Origin of the sequence: Leifsonia stereocauli, assembly GCF_038432415.1 — a bacterium.
Taxonomy (GTDB): domain Bacteria; phylum Actinomycetota; class Actinomycetes; order Actinomycetales; family Microbacteriaceae; genus Orlajensenia; species Orlajensenia stereocauli.
Map to the genome: position 1 here is coordinate 206,384 of NZ_JBCAUN010000003.1, position 16,857 is coordinate 223,240.

Consider the following 16,857-nt stretch of genomic DNA (forward strand, 5'->3'; position numbering starts at 1 on the left):
ATCGGGTATGTCAACGTTGTCCTATTGATTCGGGGGACAGAAAAGGCCCTTCTGCTCGATCTCAGGTCACTTATGGCCTACGGATGCGCGGGATTGAGCGATTTCGTATGACAGCGCTGTCCTACGGCGCGTCGCGCCCGCTATCCTGACGGGATGACGTCGACACCCCATCGCGCTCGCGCGACCATGAGCGACGTCGCCGCTGCGTCCGGCGTGAGCCTGAAGACGGTGTCGCGAGTGGTGAACGGCGTCGGCTACGTGAGCGCCGAGACCCTCGAGACCGTCCAGGCCGCGATCGAGCAGCTCGGCTTCCGCCGCAACGAGTTCGCGCGTCAGCTGCGTCAGGGCACAACGGCCACCATCGGGCTCGTGCTCGAAGACGTGGCCGACCCGTTCTACTCGGTGCTCACCCGCGCCGTCGAAGACGTCGCGCTCGCGCAGGACTACCTGCTGCTCTCGGCCTCATCGGCCGAGGACGCCGCACGCTCGCGGCGCATCATCGAGTCCTTCTCGTCTCGCGGGGCGGACGGGCTCATCATCGCCCCGGCCCGCGGCACCGACCCGGCGTTCCTGCAGGCCGAGCTCGATGCCGGCTGCTCGATGGTCTTCGTAGACAGGCCGGTTCCCGGCATCCGTGCCGACACCGTACTCGCCGACAATCGACGAGGCGCCGCGAGCGGAGCGGCTCACCTCATCGGCCACGGTCACCGCCGCATCGCCTTCTTCGGGGACGCGGCATCGGTGTACACGGCGACGGAACGTCTCGCCGGTTATCGCGATGCCCTGACCGCTGCCGGCATCGACCACGACGACCAGCTCGTCGTGATGGCGGTTCCGCACGCCGAGGGCAATGCCGCGGTGATCGACTCCGTACTCGACCAGGACGACCCGCCCACGGCGATCTTCGCGGGGAACAACCGCTGGAGCGTGCTGCTGCTGAGGCACCTCAAGGCGCGGGGCACTCGGCCGCTCCCGGCGTTCCTCGGCTTCGACGACTTCGAGCTCGGCGACGTGCTCGACCCCGGCATCACCGTGATCGCGCAGGATCCAGCGGCGATGGGCCAGCTCGCAGCAGAGTTGCTGCTGCGCAGGGTCTCGGGCGACGACCGCCCCACCCAGCACATCCAGCTCGAGACGCGGCTGATCGCGCGCGGCTCGGGGGAGATCGCCGGGCCGTTCACTGCGAGGCCGTCCAGCGCGAGCTGAGGTCTTCGCACCCTTGCCTGTGTCGGCGGGTGGTGGTCTGATGGTGGGCATGCAGCACGCAACGTCAGCGGATGGCACACCGATCGCCTTCAACACCGTCGGGGAGGGGCCGCCTGTCGTCATCGTCGGCGGCGCGTTCTCCACGGCGGAGGCTGGCGGTCCGCTTGCTGCGGCGCTTGCCGATGCCGGGTATCGAGGCGTCACCGTCGATCGACGGGCGCGCGGTGAGAGCGGCGACACGACGCCGTACGCGCCGGAGCGCGAGGCCGAGGATCTCGCGGCCGTGATCGAGGCCGTCGGCGGGGAGGCATCCGTTCTCGGCCATTCGTCCGGTGCAGTGCTGGCGTTGTTCGCAGCCGGCCAGGGCGTTCCGATCAGCCACCTGTTCCTGTCGGAGCCGCCGTTCCACTTCGGTGAGGGCGAGCCGGCCGACGACCTGCCCGAACGGCTGCAGACCCTCGTCATCGATGGTCACCCCGACGAGGCCGTCACCCTGTTCCAGCGCGAGGGCGTCGGATTGCCCGAGGCGATGGTCGAGCAGATCAAGGCGAGTCCGATGTTCGCGACGCTCGTACCGCTGGCCCAGTCGACCGTCTACGACGCCCTGTTGACCCAGGCCGTCTCGACGCCGACGGATGCCATGACTTCAGTGAGCCAGCCCGTCACGATCTTCCGGGGAGAGCCGACCTTCCCGATGCTCGTGCGGGCGGCCGACCTGTTGGCCGAGGCGATTCCGGGCGCCGAGCTCGTGATCGTGCCGGAGTCGCACGACCACAGCGTGGATCCGGCAGGGACGGTGCGGGAGATCGGGAAGCGGCTGGGGTAGGGCTGAGCGCGCTGCTCGCCCGCCTACCCGTCAGGTGCGCGAGCGCCACGCGCCATTTCGCGGGGTAGCGCGCCACCCTATGAGGCGCACGCGCCCACGAAATGGCGTGGCGCTCCATACCGATGCCCCGCGCAGGTGCCCTGTCTTCCGCAGGGCTGCCGCCTGGGGCCTCAGCCGGAGCTGCGGCTGAGGCGAGCCAGCGCCAACCCGAGTGCTGAGACCAGGGGAATCGCGACGGCGATCAGTGCGATCGGGTTCGGGCGGAACGTCGGCCCGTCAGGTCCGCCGACGTAGGCGCCGATCGGCAGCGCGTAGCCGCCTCCGCCACCTCCGCTCCCTTCGCCCCTTTTGTCGGCATCCGGCAGGTCGCCAGACCCCTCGCCGCCGCCGAAGCCGAACACGACGACGGCGACGGGGAGGATCTCGTGGCCGTCGAGCGTGGTCTTGTCGCCGTACGCCAATTTCGCACCCCAGCCGGGCACGGATTCAGCCAGTCTCTCGATGAGGTTGCTCATGGCACGACGGTACGCGCGTTCGTACTCGACCGGTAGATGCAGGGTGCGGGGGCGAAATGATCTGACACGGGTGCATCGGCTCGATCCGCCGAGGTCGTGCCCGGCCGAGCCCCGCCCAGCGCGCTTCGGCCGCGGACACACTTCGAACGCGAACTTCGTTCGGTTCTCAGCGCGAGTCGTCCGGGCCTCAGCGAGCGGGGCTGCCCTCAGCGAGCGGCTAGATCCGCTTGAGCTTCAGCAGGGCGGCAGTCACCAGGAGCGAGCTCTTGATGACGTCGGTCTTCGTCGCCTTCGGGGACGTCATCACGACGGTTCCGATCGCGATCGCCTCGTTGAGGTTGGCGATGGAGGCCGGCGTGAACTTCGCGGGCTTCACTGCGGCGGCCACGGCGAGCAGTGCCTTGATCGGGCGCTTGTCGACCGTGCTCGCCGGCTCCACCTTCACGAGGCGCACGTCGTCGAGGACTCCCCACGCTCCGGCCGAGAGCGAGAAGTTCGCGGCGATGGTGACTGCACCATCGGTACCGACGACGACTGCCGGCAGCGTCGCGGTGTGCAACTCGTTCCACGCCGTGAACTCGAGCGGAGCGCTCCACGTGCCCGCTGACGTCGCCGCCGAGAGCGTTCGCACATCCGTCGCCGGAGAGTTCGTCCCCTGCGTCGTCGCCTGCAGCGTGTAGGTGCCGGCCGGAACGCCCGTGAGCTTCTGCGTCGCCGAGGTCGTGTAGGCGGTGCCGTTCCAGAAGGTGACGGCGAAGTCACCCTCGGAGCCGTCTGCCGTCTGGGTGCGGGCGGCCGGGCCGGTGAAGGTCCAGGCGCTCGTGTCGGCGTCCTCGAAGCCGTGGTTCTTCACGAAGTTCTTCGCGAGCACGGTGACGGATGCGGTGACGCCGATGCCCGTCGAGGTCGTGCCCGGGATCGCGTACGTGCCGGGACCACGGATGTAGCTCGCGGCCTTGCTCCAGGCGACTGTCGGGTGTTCGGTGGTGCTGTCGTTGTAGGTGACGGTGATCGTTGCGGGGAGTACGAGAGGGGCGCCATCCGTCACCGAGATCGCGACCTTCTCGACGGACACGATCTCGCGCGGGGCTGCGGCTCCGGTGCGCACGTACTCGAAGGTGCGGAGAGACTCGAGCGCGGTGCCATCGAAGGCGAAGAGCGCCTGGTTGTCCCACGAGGATCCGCCGTGGAAGTCGCCTACGTTCACGGGGTCGTAGCCCTTGGCGAAGCTCGTGGCCCAGCCGGATCCGTCACGCTCCCAGAGCACCTTGTTGGCGTCGAGCGCGCTCGGCGGGCCGACCGGAATCCACGCGGGCTCCCAGTAGAAGACGCCGATGCCGGCGCTGCCGACGGCGGCCACGGCCGCGATGACGTCGCGGAGTTGGGTGGCCTGGCCCTGAACGCTGGCCGGGTAGGCGTCGGTGATGGTGCCCGCTCCGATGGAGTTGCCGAATCCGTCACCGTCGTCGAGGGTGTGCGCCCACGAGGTCTCGGCCACCATCACCTTCTTGCCGTAGGTGGTGGCGATCTGGCTGAGCACGGCCGTGAGGTTCGCCGGGGTACCGTGCCAGTAGGCGTAGTAGGAGCTGGCGAAGACGTCGTAGTCGACCCCGAACTGCTTCAGGCCGGCAGCGTAGGTGGCGTAGCGTCCAGCGGTCTCGGGGTTGGTGAAGTGCACGGCGACGAGGGCGTCGGGAAGTGTCTCCCGGGTCGCGGTCGCGCCTGCTTGGAGGAGAGCCGCGAACTGCTGGTCGATGGCCGTGCCCGCGCGGGTGTAGCCGGCGATGGCGTTGTTCGTCTCGTTGCCGATCTGCACCATGCTGACGTCGACGTCCGCTGCCTTGAAGGCCTCGAGTGCGTCGGCGGTGAAGTCGTGGAGGGCTGTTACCGTGTCGGCCGGGCTCAGGCCCTGCCAGGCCTTCGGAGCCAGCTGGCGTCCGGGGTCGGCCCAGAAGTCGGAGTAGTGGAAGTCGACGAGCACGCTCATGCCGGCGGCCGTGGCGCGCTCGCCGATCTCGACGGCACGGGGAACGTCGACGGTTCCGCCGCCGTAGCCGTTGCCGTCGGCGTCGTACGGATCGTTCCAGACACGCACGCGCACGGTGTTGACGCCACTGTCGTGGAGGGTCTCGAGGATGTCCTGCGGGTTGCCGTCGGCGTCGCGATAGACGACGCCGCTGGCTTCTTCGGAGAGGACGCTCGACACGTCGACGCCGTTGACGAAGTCGGGGGAGAGGTTCTCCACCTTGTTCACGAAGATGCCGGCTTCGACGGGGCCGTCGGCGTTCGCCGTGTCTGGCGCGTCTGCGGCGGATGCTGCGGTGGCTGCTCCGGCCGGGATCGCGATGGCTGCGGCCAGTGTGGCGGCCAGCGCGCCGAGCGCGAAGCGCCCGCTCGTGCGCCGTCGGCTCCGGCTGCTTCGTGTCCTCACGTTCGACGTTCTCACGTTCGACGTTCCTCTCGAGTCGTACAGCCCGAGCGGGACGCCTCCTGGACGGAGGCGGTGGATCCGCGGCGCTGCGGGGGTGCATCCGTTCGCCCGGTCATGCGACGAGCGGATGCGGTTGGCTGATGGAAGTGCACGAGTGACTGTGTGCGCTCCCAGTTCTATCACACGGATTGTGCTGTGAACAGGGGTGTACTGAGGAGTGCGTTGCGAAACTTGGCAGGGTTTCCTCGGAGCGCTCACAGCGACGGGCGCCTGGTGGGACTGGGGCTGGCGAAGCAGCGGTGCGAAGCGCCAGCGCGGGACGGGGGTGACCGAGAGCTCCGAACTGTGGGCCGAAATCCAGCCATCGCTCGTAGGCTGTGCCCATGAGTCACACCTTCCAGCAGGAGCCGCAGGGCGCCGAGCCGACGCGGCCGACCACGACCCGCCGCGTGGGCGCAGCCCTTGGTCGGGCCACGCGCAGCGCTGCGCACGGAACCCGAGAGACGATCCGCCGCAATCCGACGGTCGACAAGGCCTATCGCGCCGGCGTGGGTGTCGTCGGCGGAGGCACTCTCGCACTCGGTATCGTGATGATCCCGCTTCCCGGTCCGGGCGCGCTCGTCGTTCTCGGCGGGCTGGGCATCCTGTCGACGGAGTTCGACGGAGCCAAGGCGGTCAGCTCGAAGGCGAACGAGGTCGTGAAGAAGGGCGTCGACGTGGCCAGGCACGCGCGCGATCGACGGCGGGCGGCGAAGGATGCCTCTGCCGGGCGCACTCCCGAACCCGAGGTGTGGGTGCAGCAGAAGAGCTGACGCCTGATCGGCTGTCGTCTGGACGCCCGCCCGACCTTTCGCCCGCTCGAGTCGAGTGCCACTATGAGGACTATGGAAGACAGTCTGTGGGTTCTCAAAGACGACGAGCTCGACCTCATCCGTGAACTCGAGCCCGAGCGGCTCGCCGAGCTCGACGAGGACGGCCTGCTCGCCCTCCACAAACGAGTGCGGCGGGCGCGCAACAAGCATGTGAAGCGCTATCGGCGCGATGCCGCGAGCAGGGTCGAGGAGGCCGGGGGGCGAGGGGCGGCGGCACCGACATCGGACAAGGCGCGGCTTCGGGCATCCGTCTTCGAGGAGGCGCTCGCGCGGATCAGCGCCGAGCTGGCACGCGTCGCCCACGAGGAGGCGGAGACCCTCAAGGACGAGCGGCTGGCACGGGCACGCGAGGGCCGATGGGCCGGACCGCAGAGCCAGACCTCGCACACCGGCGGCGTCGGGTCGGAGGGCCGAGCGCGCGAGCATCAGAAGACGAGCGGCGGTGTGAAGCGCGATGCGTCGAGCGCAGCCCAGGGTGCCAAGCGGCAGGCGAAGCGCGACTCCTGAGGTGCGGCGGCCAGTGCTACTGCCGATGTTGCACCGATTGTTGCTGCAGCACCGGTTGCTGCTGTTCTGAGGTGGCGCCGAGCACCTGGCAGCGGTCGAGGTGGTGGTGCGCCCGAGTGAGGTTGGTGATCGTACCTTTGTTCCCCACAATGGGCGGTATCGGGTTATCCACGTTCGAAGAAGAAGTCGAGGGAATGTCAGTGGGTCGCGCCAGAATGGTGTCATGAAGAACCACTTCCGGCTCCTGCGCAACAGCCTCGCGGCGTTGCGCATGGCGTGGAGGGGCGCGCTGCCTGCGGTGTTGATTCCGGGGGCGGATGCTGCTGCTGCTGCGGTGCGGTCGATGAGCGACGCCGGGCTGGTGCGTGTGGTTGATGCGTTGTCGGCGTTGGCGCGGGCGGTGGGGGCGTTGCAGGTGCTCGTCGCCGGCGAAGTCGCTCGCCGGTCGCGGCCCGAGCTGGGTGCCGAGGGGTTGGCGAAGGTGCAGGGGTTCTCTTCACCGGCTGCGTTGTTGGCGGCGAGTGCGGGTGCGTCCGTGGGGGATGCGACTGCGTTGATCACGGTGGGGGAGGCGACCGCGGGGCGGGAGTCGTTCACGGGTGAACGGATGCCGTCGAAGCATCCGTTCGTGGAAGCCGCGGTGGCGGGTGGATGCATCAGTGTGGCTGCGGCGGCGATGATCACCCGCATGCTCGACAAGGTCGCGCTCCGCGCCGACCCGCAGAGGCTGATCGAGACGGAGGAGACACTCACAGTCGCGGCGGCTGAGCTCAGTCTGGGCGGGTTGTCGGTGGCGGTGAAGTACGCCGAGGGTCGACTGGATGCTGACGGTGTCCAGCCGCGGGAGGACGAGTTGCGGGCGGGGAGGTCGTTGTCGATCGTGGAGGAGAAGTCCGGCGCCGTGGTGCTGCGCGGCCACTTCGCGCCTGTTGAGGGCGCCGCCATCGTCGGAGCGATCAACGCGCTGGTATCGGCCGAGCTGCGTAGAGCGCGTGACGCGTTCGGACCGTCCCACCCGTGCAGTTGTCCCGACGGGACACCCACTGAGGCATGCACGTGTGCCGATCCGGTGCTGGTCGAGCAGCGCACGCTGGCGCAGATGCGCGCTGACGCCCTCGCGGATATCGCCCGGCACGTGATCGGGTGCGAGGAGACCACGATCGATGCGACGACTGCTGTCGTGGTGCGGATGGACGTGGACGACCTCGCCGATCCCGACAGTGTCGGTGTGGCCACGATCGATGGCATCGCCCAGCCGATCTCTGCCGCGACCGCCCGCTGCCTGGCGGCATCCGCCGGCATCATCCCGTTGGTGCTGGGCGGCGACTCCGTCCCGTTGGATCTGGGTCGATCGCAGCGGTTGTTCTCGAGATCCCAGAAGATCGCCCTCGCCGAACGGGACGGCGGATGCGCGTTCCCCGACTGCACCCGCCCACCGCAGTTCTGCGACGCGCACCACATCCGCTGGTGGGACCGACACCACGGCAGCACCGACATCGCGAACGGGGTTCTGCTCTGCTCGTACCATCACCATCTGCTGCACCGCGAAGGATGGGCCATCCGGGTGGTCGAGAACCGCACCTGGTTCACGCCACCGGTGCACATCGATCCGGCTCAACGACCGCGGCCGGGCAACAATCTGCGGCGACTGCTCTTGCGGCCGATGGTTCCCGGTGCGGGCGAGAACGACGCGGGTGGGGCTGATGAACGAGCGGCGTGACCTTCCCGCTCGCTGAGGCCCGGACGAAGTCCGCGGTCGAAGCGCCTCGAGGAGAGTCGCTTCGGGCGGTCGCTGCGCTCGGCCCTCAGTGAGCGGTGGGGCGCGCCGAACATCGGAACTCTGAAGCTGGGAGAGCGGCATCCGGTGACCAAAGCGACGGAACCGAAGCGCTTGACAGCGTAGACATCAGATGTCTAGGCTCGGCATCGCCCTCGAAAGGACATCATGAGCACCATCGTCAGCGTTGACACCCGGGACATCCGCTTCCCCACCTCCCTTGAACTCGACGGTTCGGATGCGATGAATCCCGACCCCGACTACTCGGCCGCCTACGTGGCGATCCGCACCGATGCCGAGGACGGACTCGAGGGGCACGCGTTCGTGTTCACGATCGGCCGCGGCAACGACGTGCAGGTGGCGGCACTCGACACGCTGCGTGGTCACCTGGTGGGCCGCGACGTCGAGGATCTGCTCGCCGATATGGGGGCGGCGTCCCGCCTGCTCATGCACGACTCGCAGCTGCGCTGGCTCGGCCCGGAGAAGGGCGTGATGCACATGGCGATCGGCGCGATCGTCAACGCCCTCTGGGACCTTCGGGCAAAGCGCGCCGGCCAGCCGCTCTGGCTGCACCTCTCGACCCTCAGCCCCGAAGAGCTCGTCTCGGTCGTGGACTTCCGCTACCTGAGCGATGCACTCACGCCGGAGCAGGCGCTCGAGATCCTGCGGGCAGCCGAACCCACTCGCCAGGAGCGCATCGCTCACCTGGTCGAGGCCGGCTACCCCGCCTACACGACCACGCCGGGCTGGCTCGGCTACTCGGACGAGAAGCTCGACCGCCTGTGCCGAGAGGCCGTGGCCGACGGCTTCCCGCAGATCAAGCTCAAGGTCGGCGCGAACCTCCAGGACGACATCCGTCGCCTCGGCATCGCGCGGGAAGCGGTCGGACCCGACTTCCCAATCGCCATCGACTCGAACCAGCGCTGGGACGTGGCTGACGCCATCGCCTGGGTGAACGAGCTATCCAGCTTCAACCTGGCCTGGATCGAGGAGCCGACGAGTCCGGATGACATCCTCGGCCACGCTGCCATCGCCCGCGGCGTCGCCCCGGTGCGGGTGGCGACGGGCGAGCACGTGCAGAACCGCATCGTCTTCAAGCAGCTTCTGCAGGCCGAGGGCATGCAGGTGATGCAGATCGACGCGACCCGCGTGGGCGGCGTGAACGAGAACATCGCGAACCTGCTGCTCGCAGCGAAGTTCGGTGTTCCGGTGTGCCCGCACGCCGGCGGCGTTGGACTCTGCGAGGCCGTGCAGCACCTCTCGATGTTCGACTACGTCGCGGTGTCGGCCGACATGGACGGCCGCATGATCGAGTTCGTCGACCACCTGCACGAGCACTTCGTGACGCCGACGGTGATGGAGCGCGGGCGCTACCTGGTGCCGTCGGCCCCGGGAGCCGGCACCGAGATGCTGCCGGCGTCGATCGACGAGTACACGTGGCAGGGCACTTCGGCGGCGGTCGCGGCCACGGCTGCCACGGCTGCCGCGGCGGCCACGATATGAGCGTCACCTCGGCGCGGCGCCTCGGCCCCGTCGGGTTCGGCGGCGCGCCCCTCGGCAACCTCTACCGGGCCGTGAGCGATGCGGATGCCGCAGCCACTGTCGCGGCGGCGTGGGAGAGCGGCATCCGTTACTACGACACGGCTCCGCACTACGGACTCGGGTTGTCGGAGAAGCGACTCGGTGCGGCCCTCCGCGACAAGCCGCGCAGCGAGTTCACCATCTCCACGAAGGTGGGACGGGTGCTCGAGCCGAACCCGGCGTTCGATGGCGGCGACGACCTCGCTGATGCCTACGCCGTGCCGAACGAGCTCGTGCGGCGGTTCGATCCGAGTGAGGCCGGCATCCGGCGCAGCATCGAGGACTCCCTCGAGCGACTCGGCCTCGACAGCATCGACATCGCCTACCTGCACGACCCGGACGTCTACGACCTCGACCGCGGACTCGCCGAGGGCCTTCCCGCCCTGCAGCGGCTGCGCGACGAGGGCATCGTCGGCGCGATCGGCATCGGCATGAACGACGCGGATGCTGCAGCGCGTGCCGTGCGCGAAGGCGACATCGACCTGGTCATGATCGCCGGCCGGTACACCCTGCTCGAGCAGCCGGCGCTGACCGAGCTGCTGCCGCTCTGTCTGGAACGGGGCGTCGGCGTCGTGGCCGCGGCTCCCTACAACTCCGGACTGCTCGCGACCGACGAGCCGCACGCCAGCGCGCACTACGACTACGCCCCAGTCGGCGACGCGGTGCTGGAGCGGGCGCGACGGATCGCGGCGATCTGCCGGGAGCACGGGGTGCCGCTGCCGGTGGCCGCGATGCAGTATCCGCTGCGGCATCCGGCGGTCCGCACCGTCGTGGTGGGCTCGGCGCGAGCGGATGCCGTGCGCGAGAACGTGGCGCGAGCGAAGGCCGCCGTGCCCGATGCGTTGTGGGACGCGCTGCGCGACGAGGGGTTCGCCCCGTGAGCGCGCGTAGTGGAGTCCAGATCCGACCTCTGGGGGCATTCCGCATCACAGATCTCGGAATGGCCTCAGAATCGGCCACAGACATCCGACGAGTAGTACACTCGAGCACACCCATCTCAAGGAAGAGAGGCCCCCAGTGAGCGCGGTACAGACGCCACCACTTCTCGAGCTCGAGGGTGTCAGCAAGGGCTTCCCGGGAGTGCTCGCCCTGGACGACGTGCGACTCGATCTGCGTCACGGCGAGGTGCTCGCCCTCGTCGGCGAGAACGGAGCCGGCAAGTCGACTCTCATGAAGCTGCTCGCCGGCATCTACACCCCCGACGCCGGCGTCTTCCGCATGAACGGCCAGGAGCTGGTGATCGACGGCCCGCGTCACGCGCAGGAGCAGGGCATCAGCATCATCCACCAGGAGTTCAACCTCATGCCCGACCTCACCGTCGCGCAGAACATCTTCATCGGGCGCGAGAAGCGCTCGGCCGGCCTGTTCCTCGACGAGCGCGCCCTCAACGCCCGGGCGCAGGAGCTCTTCGACCGTCTCGGCCTCGCGCTCGACCCCGACGAGCCCGTCGAACGGCTCACCGTCGCCCGTCAGCAGATGGTGGAGATCGCCAAGGCGCTCTCCTTCGACGCCAAGGTGCTCATCATGGACGAGCCGACGGCCGCCCTGAACGACGCCGAGGTCGACGTGCTGTTCGACCTCATCCGCCGCTTCCGCTCGCCGGACACCGGCGTCATCTACATCTCGCACCGCATGGAGGAGCTCGCGCGCATCTCCGATCGCATCTCGGTGCTGCGCGACGGCCGCTACATCGACACGCTCGAGACGGCATCCGCCGACCAGAAGCAGGTCATCTCGCTCATGGTCGGCCGCGAACTGCGGTCCGAGCAGCGGCCGGGCCCTGTGGCGGCATCCGACGCCCCGGTGCTCGCTGTGCAGGGACTCTCGACCAAGCGGCTGCTGCGCGACGTGAGCTTCGAGGTGCACGCCGGCGAGATCCTCGGGTTCGCCGGACTCATGGGCGCCGGACGCACCGAGGTGGCGCGCGCCATCGTCGGCGCAGACCGACGGGACGGCGGCGTCATCACGATGCGCGGCACGCAGGTCGACATCCAGAATCCGGCGGATGCCGCACGGCTGGGCATCGGCTACCTCTCCGAGGACCGCAAGCAACTGGGCGTGCTGCTCGAGCGCAGCGTGCGCGAGAACATCGTGCTGGCCTCCCTCCGCGACTACGTGAGCGGTCTCGGCTTCGTGAACAACAGGCGCATCGAGGCGACGGGCAAGGAGTACGTCTCGAAGCTGCGCATCAAGACGCCGTCGACGGCGCAGCTCGTGCGCAACCTCTCGGGCGGCAACCAGCAGAAGGTCGTCATCGCCAAATGGCTGGCGAAGGACTGCGACGTGCTCATCTTCGACGAACCGACGCGCGGCATCGACGTCGGGGCGAAGGAGGAGATCTACGCGCTGCTGCGTCAGCTCGCCGATCAGGGCAAGGCGATCATCATGATCTCCTCCGAGCTTCCCGAGGTGCTGCGGCTGTCCAACCGCATCGCCATCATGGCCGAGGGCCGCCTCACCGCAGTGCTCGACAACGCCGACGCCTCTCCCGAGGCCGTCATGGACTACGCCACCCGCTTCAGCGCCGAAGGAACGATCGCATGAGCCCCACAACGACACCGACAGCGAACCCGAGCGGGCGACCGAACGCCGATGCGCAGACGCCGTCGACCTCCGCCTACGCGGCGATCGACGCCGGCAAGCCGCGCTTCGCCTGGGTGCGCGGATCCCTGCAGCAGGTCCTCGCCGCCGCCAGCCTCATCGTGATCGTCATCTTCTTCTCGGTCGCCAGCACGCACTTCTTCACGGCCAACAATCTGATCTCGATCCTGACTGCCGCGACAGTCACCGGCATCCTGGCGCTCGGAACGACGTTCGTGATCATCACCGGCGGCATCGACCTCTCGATCGGTACGGTGATGGTGCTCTGCGGCGTGATGGCCGGCGTCTTCCTCACCTACTGGGGCTGGCCCCTGTGGGCCGGCGTGCTCGCGACCATCGTGTTCGGCGGCATCATCGGCCTGATCAACGGCGTGAACGTTTCGGTCCTCGGCATCCCGCCGTTCATCGCGACGCTCGGCATGATGCTCATCGCCGCCGGCCTGTCGCTCGTGATCTCGGGCACCAAGCCCATCTACTTCAACGACACCCCCGAGTTCCAGCAGATCATGAACCTGTCGATCATCCCCGGCGTGCGCTTTCCCCTCGGCGTGGCCATCTTCATCGTGATGATCGTCGTCGCGGCCATCCTGCTGTCGCGCACCATCATCGGTCGCTACACCTTCTCGATCGGCTCGAACGAGGCGGCCACGGCCCTCTCCGGCGTCAACGTGCGCCGCTGGAAGATCATCATCTACACCCTCGCCGGCCTGTTCGTCGGCCTCGCGGGAGTGCTCAGCGCCTCACGTCTCTCGTCGGCCCAGCCGACGGGCGGCATGGGCCTCGAGCTCGAGGCCATCGCGGCCGTCGTGATCGGCGGAACCTCGCTGCAGGGTGGCAAGGGATCCATCATCGGCACCGTCATCGGCGCCCTCATCATGGCCGTTCTCACCAACGGCCTCCGCATCATCTCAGTCCCCCAGGAGTGGCAGTCGGTCGCGGTCGGCATCGTCATCCTGGTGGCCGTCTACCTCGACATGCTGCGGCGGCGCCGGGACTGAGACATCCGTAACACACAGCGAACCAACAACACAAAGGAGTGACCATGTTCACAAAGCGCGCGATGGGGGCCGTCGTCGGCCTCGCGGCGGCAGCGCTCATCCTCTCCGGATGCGCCAGCGACGGTGGCGGAGACAGCTCGGGCGGCAGCGGTGGTGGCGACGGCGACAAGCCGTACGTCGCGCTCGTCTCCAAGGGCTTCCAGCACCAGTTCTGGCAGGCAGTGAAGTCGGGGGCCGAGCAGGCTGCCGACGAGTTCGGCGTCGAGCTGACCTTCGAGGGACCCGACACCGAGGCCGATGTCGACCAGCAGATCCAGATGCTGCAGACGGCGCTCGACAAGAGTCCGGCCGCGATCGGATTCGCGGCCCTCGACAGCCAGGCCGCCGGCCCGCTGCTGCAGCAGGCGAAGGACTCCAACATCCCGGTGATCGCGTTCGACTCCGGCGTCGACAGCGACATCCCTGTCACGACGGCGGCGACGGACAACACCGCTGCCGCGGCTGAGGCCGCCAAGCACATGGCCGACGCGATCGGCAACGAGGGCAAGGTCGCTCTCGTCGTGCACGACCAGACCTCGGTGACGGGTCAGGAGCGTCGCGACGGCTTCGTCGACTACATGGAGAAGAACGAACCGAACATCGAGATCGTCGACATCCAGTACGGCGGCGGCGATCAGGCGAAGTCGGCCGACCTCGCGAAGGCCATCATCGCGGCGAACCCCGACCTCAAGGGCCTGTACGGCTCGAACGAGGGCTCGGCCATCGGCGTGGTGCAGGCAGTCAAGGAGCTCGGCATCGACCCCACGAAGCTCGTGGTGGTCGGCTTCGACTCGGGCAAGGCGCAGATGGACGCCATTCGTGACGGCCAGATGCTCGGTGCGATCACTCAGAACCCCGTCGGCATCGGCTACGAGACCGTGAAGGCCGCCGTCGAGGCGATCGACGGCAAGGATCTGCCGAAGTCGATCGACACCGGTTACTACTGGTACGACAAGGACAACATCGACGACGAGAAGATCGCCGCCGTTCTGTACGAGTAGGGCGCACGAGGGGAACGGGAGAGGCGTCGACGAGAGTCGGCGCCTCTTCCTCGTGGTGTCGACGCCTCTAGAGCCTCGGCGCCTCGGGCCCGAGCGCACTCCGCAGCCACTGCTCGACACCCGAGACGTGCACGACGGTGAGGGCCGAGGCCAGGTCGCCGTCACCCGCCGCGATCGCATCGAGGATGGCGTGGTGCTCCTGCAGGGTGCGGCCGACAGCGTTCTCCTGCGTGATGCCGCGCCAGATGCGTGCACGCACGGTGTGCGAGGACAGCGAGTCGATGAGGCTCGCAAGGTAGGCGTTGCCTGCCGCCTCGGCGATGCCGCGGTGGAACTCGAGGTCGTGCTCGACGAGGCCGGCGACATCCGCCGCCTGATCCACGCTGGCCACGACCTCGCGCAGCTTCTCGAGGTCGGGTTCGGTCGCGTTGCGGGCGGCCAGCGATGAGGCTGCAGGCTCGAGGATGCGACGAACAGCGAAGATCTCGAGCACGGAGTGGTCGTCGTGCAGGTCGACGACGAACGACATCGCCTCGAGCAGCAGTCGCGGCTCGAGGCTGGTGACGTAGGTGCCGTCGCCGCGCCGCACGTCGAGAACCCTGATGACCTCGAGGGCCTTCACGGCCTCACGGAGAGATGACCTGGAGAGACCGAGGCTCTCGCTGAGCTCCTTCTCGGGCGGGAGCCTGTCACCTGGGGCGAGAGAACCCGCAATGATCATCTCTTTGATCTTCAGGATCGCTTCGTCGGTGACCGCCATGCCCCGATCGTAGCGTGCGACCGTGAAGACATCCGATCTCTCACAGGGCCTCTTTTCCCTGTTCTATCCGGGCGGCACCAGCGATGCGAACACCACGAAGTTGTTGGCGTACGACAGCGCAGCATCGTCGTAGGGGCCGTTGCAGGTGATGAGTCGCAGCTGCGCATCGGGCGTCGGGCCGTAGACCTCGTCGGTCGGGAAGGCGACCTTCGACGTGTCGAGCGCTGAATCGACGGCGAAGGTGGCCTGCCTGCCGTCGGAGAGCGTGACGACGATGGTGTCGCCCGCCGTCAGCTCCTTGAGCCGGGCGAAGACGGCGGCCCGCTCGGTGGTGTCGAGGTGCCCGGCGATCACGGCCGGTCCGACCGATCCAGGGAGCACGCCGGCGCTGTACCAGCCGGCATCAGCCCACTCGGTCGGAGGCTGCAGGATGCCGGTGTCGTCGCGATCGATCAGCTCGACGGCGGCGTCGACGTCGATTGCCGGGATCTGCACCCTCTGGACGGTGACCCCGCTCTGGTCGGCCGGCGAGGTGGCGGCGACGGGGTCCTGGATGCGACCGGCCGATGCAGAGCCCGAGGCATCGGCGGCGGTGCTCAGTTCGGGAGTCGCCGGTAGCGGAGAGGAGACCGCGGCGGGCGCGGCATCCGGCGCCAGCCGTGTCGTTGCGATCCAGACTGTCGCGATGCCGCCGACGGCCAGGGTCGACGCGGCGATGACGGCCGTCACCAGCAGGCGGCGTCGGCGTCGGTGTTGCCGGCGACGTCGTGGACGGAGGAGTGGGGTCGGGTCGGTCATGATCGCAGCGTCGGGTCAGCGCAGCGCGGCCGCGGCGGCCTGCGCGAGGCCGGCGAGGAAGCCCGCGATGAGGGTGAGGGGGTCGGTCGCCGTGGTGCTGGTGGCGTCGTCGGCGTCGGCGGCGCCGAACGCCCCCGCGCCGCCGGCGTCGCGCAGGGCTCCTCCGCCGGTGTCGAGCGATCCGTCGGGGGCGTCGCCAGCGGCCGAGCTGTCGAGCACGGGCACGATGGTGAGTCCGCCCGAGGCGTTGTCGAGGACGAACAGCGTGCTGACGGTGCCGGGATCCACAGTGACCGAGGCGTCATAGCTGGCTGCGGCGGGCGTGGTGACGACGAGGTCCCAAGGTCCGTACGGAACGCTCGCGTAGTCGGTGGCCGTGCCCGATGCTGCGCCGGTGGCGATGGCCACGCCGGTGGTCGTGGCGACGTCCACCGAATCCACCTGGATCGATGCCGAGACGACACGGATGCGGGCCTCCCCGGATGCTGGGCTGGTGAGGTCGTCGCCCAGTGCCATCGTCTGCAGGTCGTCGTTCAGGCCGTAGGCCGCCACGGTGCCGGCCTCGCCGGCCGAGATCGTGACCTCGGCCGCGATGACGGGCGTGGTGTCGGCTGGCGCGCCGGCCGGCACCATCGTGAGCTCGTAGTCGCCGGCGGGCAGGGCGGCGTACGGCGACATCTGGCCGTAGGTCACATCGTCGAGCTCGAGCGCTGCCGCGCCGCCGCCGGATGCCGGAGTGAGTCGCACGTCGACCGCGGAAGTGTCTGGCGAGAGGTGTCCGACGCGCACCCAGCCGGCGTCGGCGACGGCCGTGCGGGTGGCAGCCAGCGCTGGAGCGGCGCCGAGGGCGAGGCTTGCGAGAGCGGTTGCTGTGAGGGCGGCCGCGCCTGCGATCAGCAGGCGTCGCGCCGGGGTCCTTCGGGTCGTCCTTCTCATGAGGAGCTT

15 protein-coding genes are annotated in these 16,857 nt (G+C 68.7%); 10 read left to right on the forward strand and 5 right to left on the reverse strand.

Translation table 11 applies throughout. The annotated features are described in order from the left end of the window. Window positions 1-153: 153 nt before the first annotated feature. Both AADV74_RS15050 and AADV74_RS15055 read left to right on the forward strand, forming a co-directional pair. Complete coding sequence (locus AADV74_RS15050) at window positions 154-1,206, forward strand: LacI family DNA-binding transcriptional regulator (protein ID WP_342115553.1); 1,053 nt, start codon at window positions 154-156, stop codon at window positions 1,204-1,206. A 49-nt stretch (window positions 1,207-1,255) separates the two neighbouring features. Then, window positions 1,256-2,032 carry an alpha/beta fold hydrolase gene (locus tag AADV74_RS15055; RefSeq protein ID WP_342115554.1) on the forward strand — a complete coding sequence of 259 codons (777 nt, stop codon included), beginning with the start codon at window positions 1,256-1,258 and terminating at the stop codon, window positions 2,030-2,032. A 170-nt stretch (window positions 2,033-2,202) separates the two neighbouring features. Here the strand turns inward: AADV74_RS15055 and AADV74_RS15060 are convergent, their stop codons facing one another. Then, complete coding sequence (locus AADV74_RS15060) at window positions 2,203-2,547, reverse strand: hypothetical protein (protein WP_342115556.1); 345 nt, start codon at window positions 2,545-2,547, stop codon at window positions 2,203-2,205. 217 nt (window positions 2,548-2,764) lie between these two features. Further along, entirely contained in the window at window positions 2,765-4,978 is a 2,214-nt protein-coding gene (locus AADV74_RS15065) for a glycosyl hydrolase 53 family protein (protein WP_342115559.1), read from the reverse strand. 383 nt (window positions 4,979-5,361) lie between these two features. On the opposite strand from AADV74_RS15065, the gene AADV74_RS15070 reads away from it, so the two are divergent. From AADV74_RS15070 to AADV74_RS15105, 8 genes are all read left to right on the forward strand, one after another. Further along, the gene (locus tag AADV74_RS15070) at window positions 5,362-5,790 is read left to right on the forward strand and encodes a PGPGW domain-containing protein (protein ID WP_342115561.1); all 429 of its coding nucleotides are present in this window, start codon (window positions 5,362-5,364) and stop codon (window positions 5,788-5,790) included. 72 nt (window positions 5,791-5,862) lie between these two features. Further along, window positions 5,863-6,357 carry a hypothetical protein gene (locus AADV74_RS15075; RefSeq protein WP_342115563.1) on the forward strand — a complete coding sequence of 165 codons (495 nt, stop codon included), beginning with the start codon at window positions 5,863-5,865 and terminating at the stop codon, window positions 6,355-6,357. A 223-nt stretch (window positions 6,358-6,580) separates the two neighbouring features. Further along, window positions 6,581-8,077 carry a DUF222 domain-containing protein gene (locus AADV74_RS15080; RefSeq protein WP_342115565.1) on the forward strand — a complete coding sequence of 499 codons (1,497 nt, stop codon included), beginning with the start codon at window positions 6,581-6,583 and terminating at the stop codon, window positions 8,075-8,077. A 225-nt stretch (window positions 8,078-8,302) separates the two neighbouring features. Continuing rightward, window positions 8,303-9,637 (forward strand): L-fuconate dehydratase, encoded by a 1,335-nt coding sequence (locus tag AADV74_RS15085; RefSeq protein WP_342115567.1) that lies wholly within the window; start codon window positions 8,303-8,305, stop codon window positions 9,635-9,637. Then, window positions 9,634-10,596 (forward strand): aldo/keto reductase, encoded by a 963-nt coding sequence (locus AADV74_RS15090; RefSeq protein ID WP_342115569.1) that lies wholly within the window; start codon window positions 9,634-9,636, stop codon window positions 10,594-10,596. Before AADV74_RS15085 ends, AADV74_RS15090 begins: the two co-directional genes overlap by 4 nt. Before the next feature lie 136 nt (window positions 10,597-10,732). Further along, the gene (locus tag AADV74_RS15095) at window positions 10,733-12,259 is read left to right on the forward strand and encodes a sugar ABC transporter ATP-binding protein (RefSeq protein ID WP_342115571.1); all 1,527 of its coding nucleotides are present in this window, start codon (window positions 10,733-10,735) and stop codon (window positions 12,257-12,259) included. Beyond that, on the forward strand, window positions 12,256-13,314 hold the full coding sequence (locus tag AADV74_RS15100) for an ABC transporter permease (RefSeq protein WP_342115573.1): 1,059 nt from the start codon (window positions 12,256-12,258) through the stop codon (window positions 13,312-13,314). Before AADV74_RS15095 ends, AADV74_RS15100 begins: the two co-directional genes overlap by 4 nt. A gap of 44 nt (window positions 13,315-13,358) precedes the next feature. Continuing rightward, window positions 13,359-14,354: an ABC transporter substrate-binding protein gene (locus AADV74_RS15105; protein ID WP_342115576.1), complete on the forward strand. Its 996-nt coding sequence runs from the start codon at window positions 13,359-13,361 to the stop codon at window positions 14,352-14,354. Between the two features lie 67 nt (window positions 14,355-14,421). Here AADV74_RS15105 and AADV74_RS15110 read toward each other — a convergent pair whose 3' ends face one another. The 3 genes from AADV74_RS15110 to AADV74_RS15120 form a co-directional block, all read right to left on the reverse strand. After that, complete coding sequence (locus tag AADV74_RS15110; protein ID WP_135119163.1) at window positions 14,422-15,114, reverse strand: FadR/GntR family transcriptional regulator; 693 nt, start codon at window positions 15,112-15,114, stop codon at window positions 14,422-14,424. A 63-nt stretch (window positions 15,115-15,177) separates the two neighbouring features. Then, on the reverse strand, window positions 15,178-15,912 hold the full coding sequence (locus AADV74_RS15115) for a sortase domain-containing protein (RefSeq protein WP_342115580.1): 735 nt from the start codon (window positions 15,910-15,912) through the stop codon (window positions 15,178-15,180). Window positions 15,913-15,927: 15 nt separating this feature from the next. Beyond that, a complete protein-coding gene (locus tag AADV74_RS15120) occupies window positions 15,928-16,848 on the reverse strand; it encodes a DUF4397 domain-containing protein (RefSeq protein WP_342115582.1) in 921 nt (306 codons plus the stop codon). Window positions 16,849-16,857 lie beyond the last annotated feature (9 nt).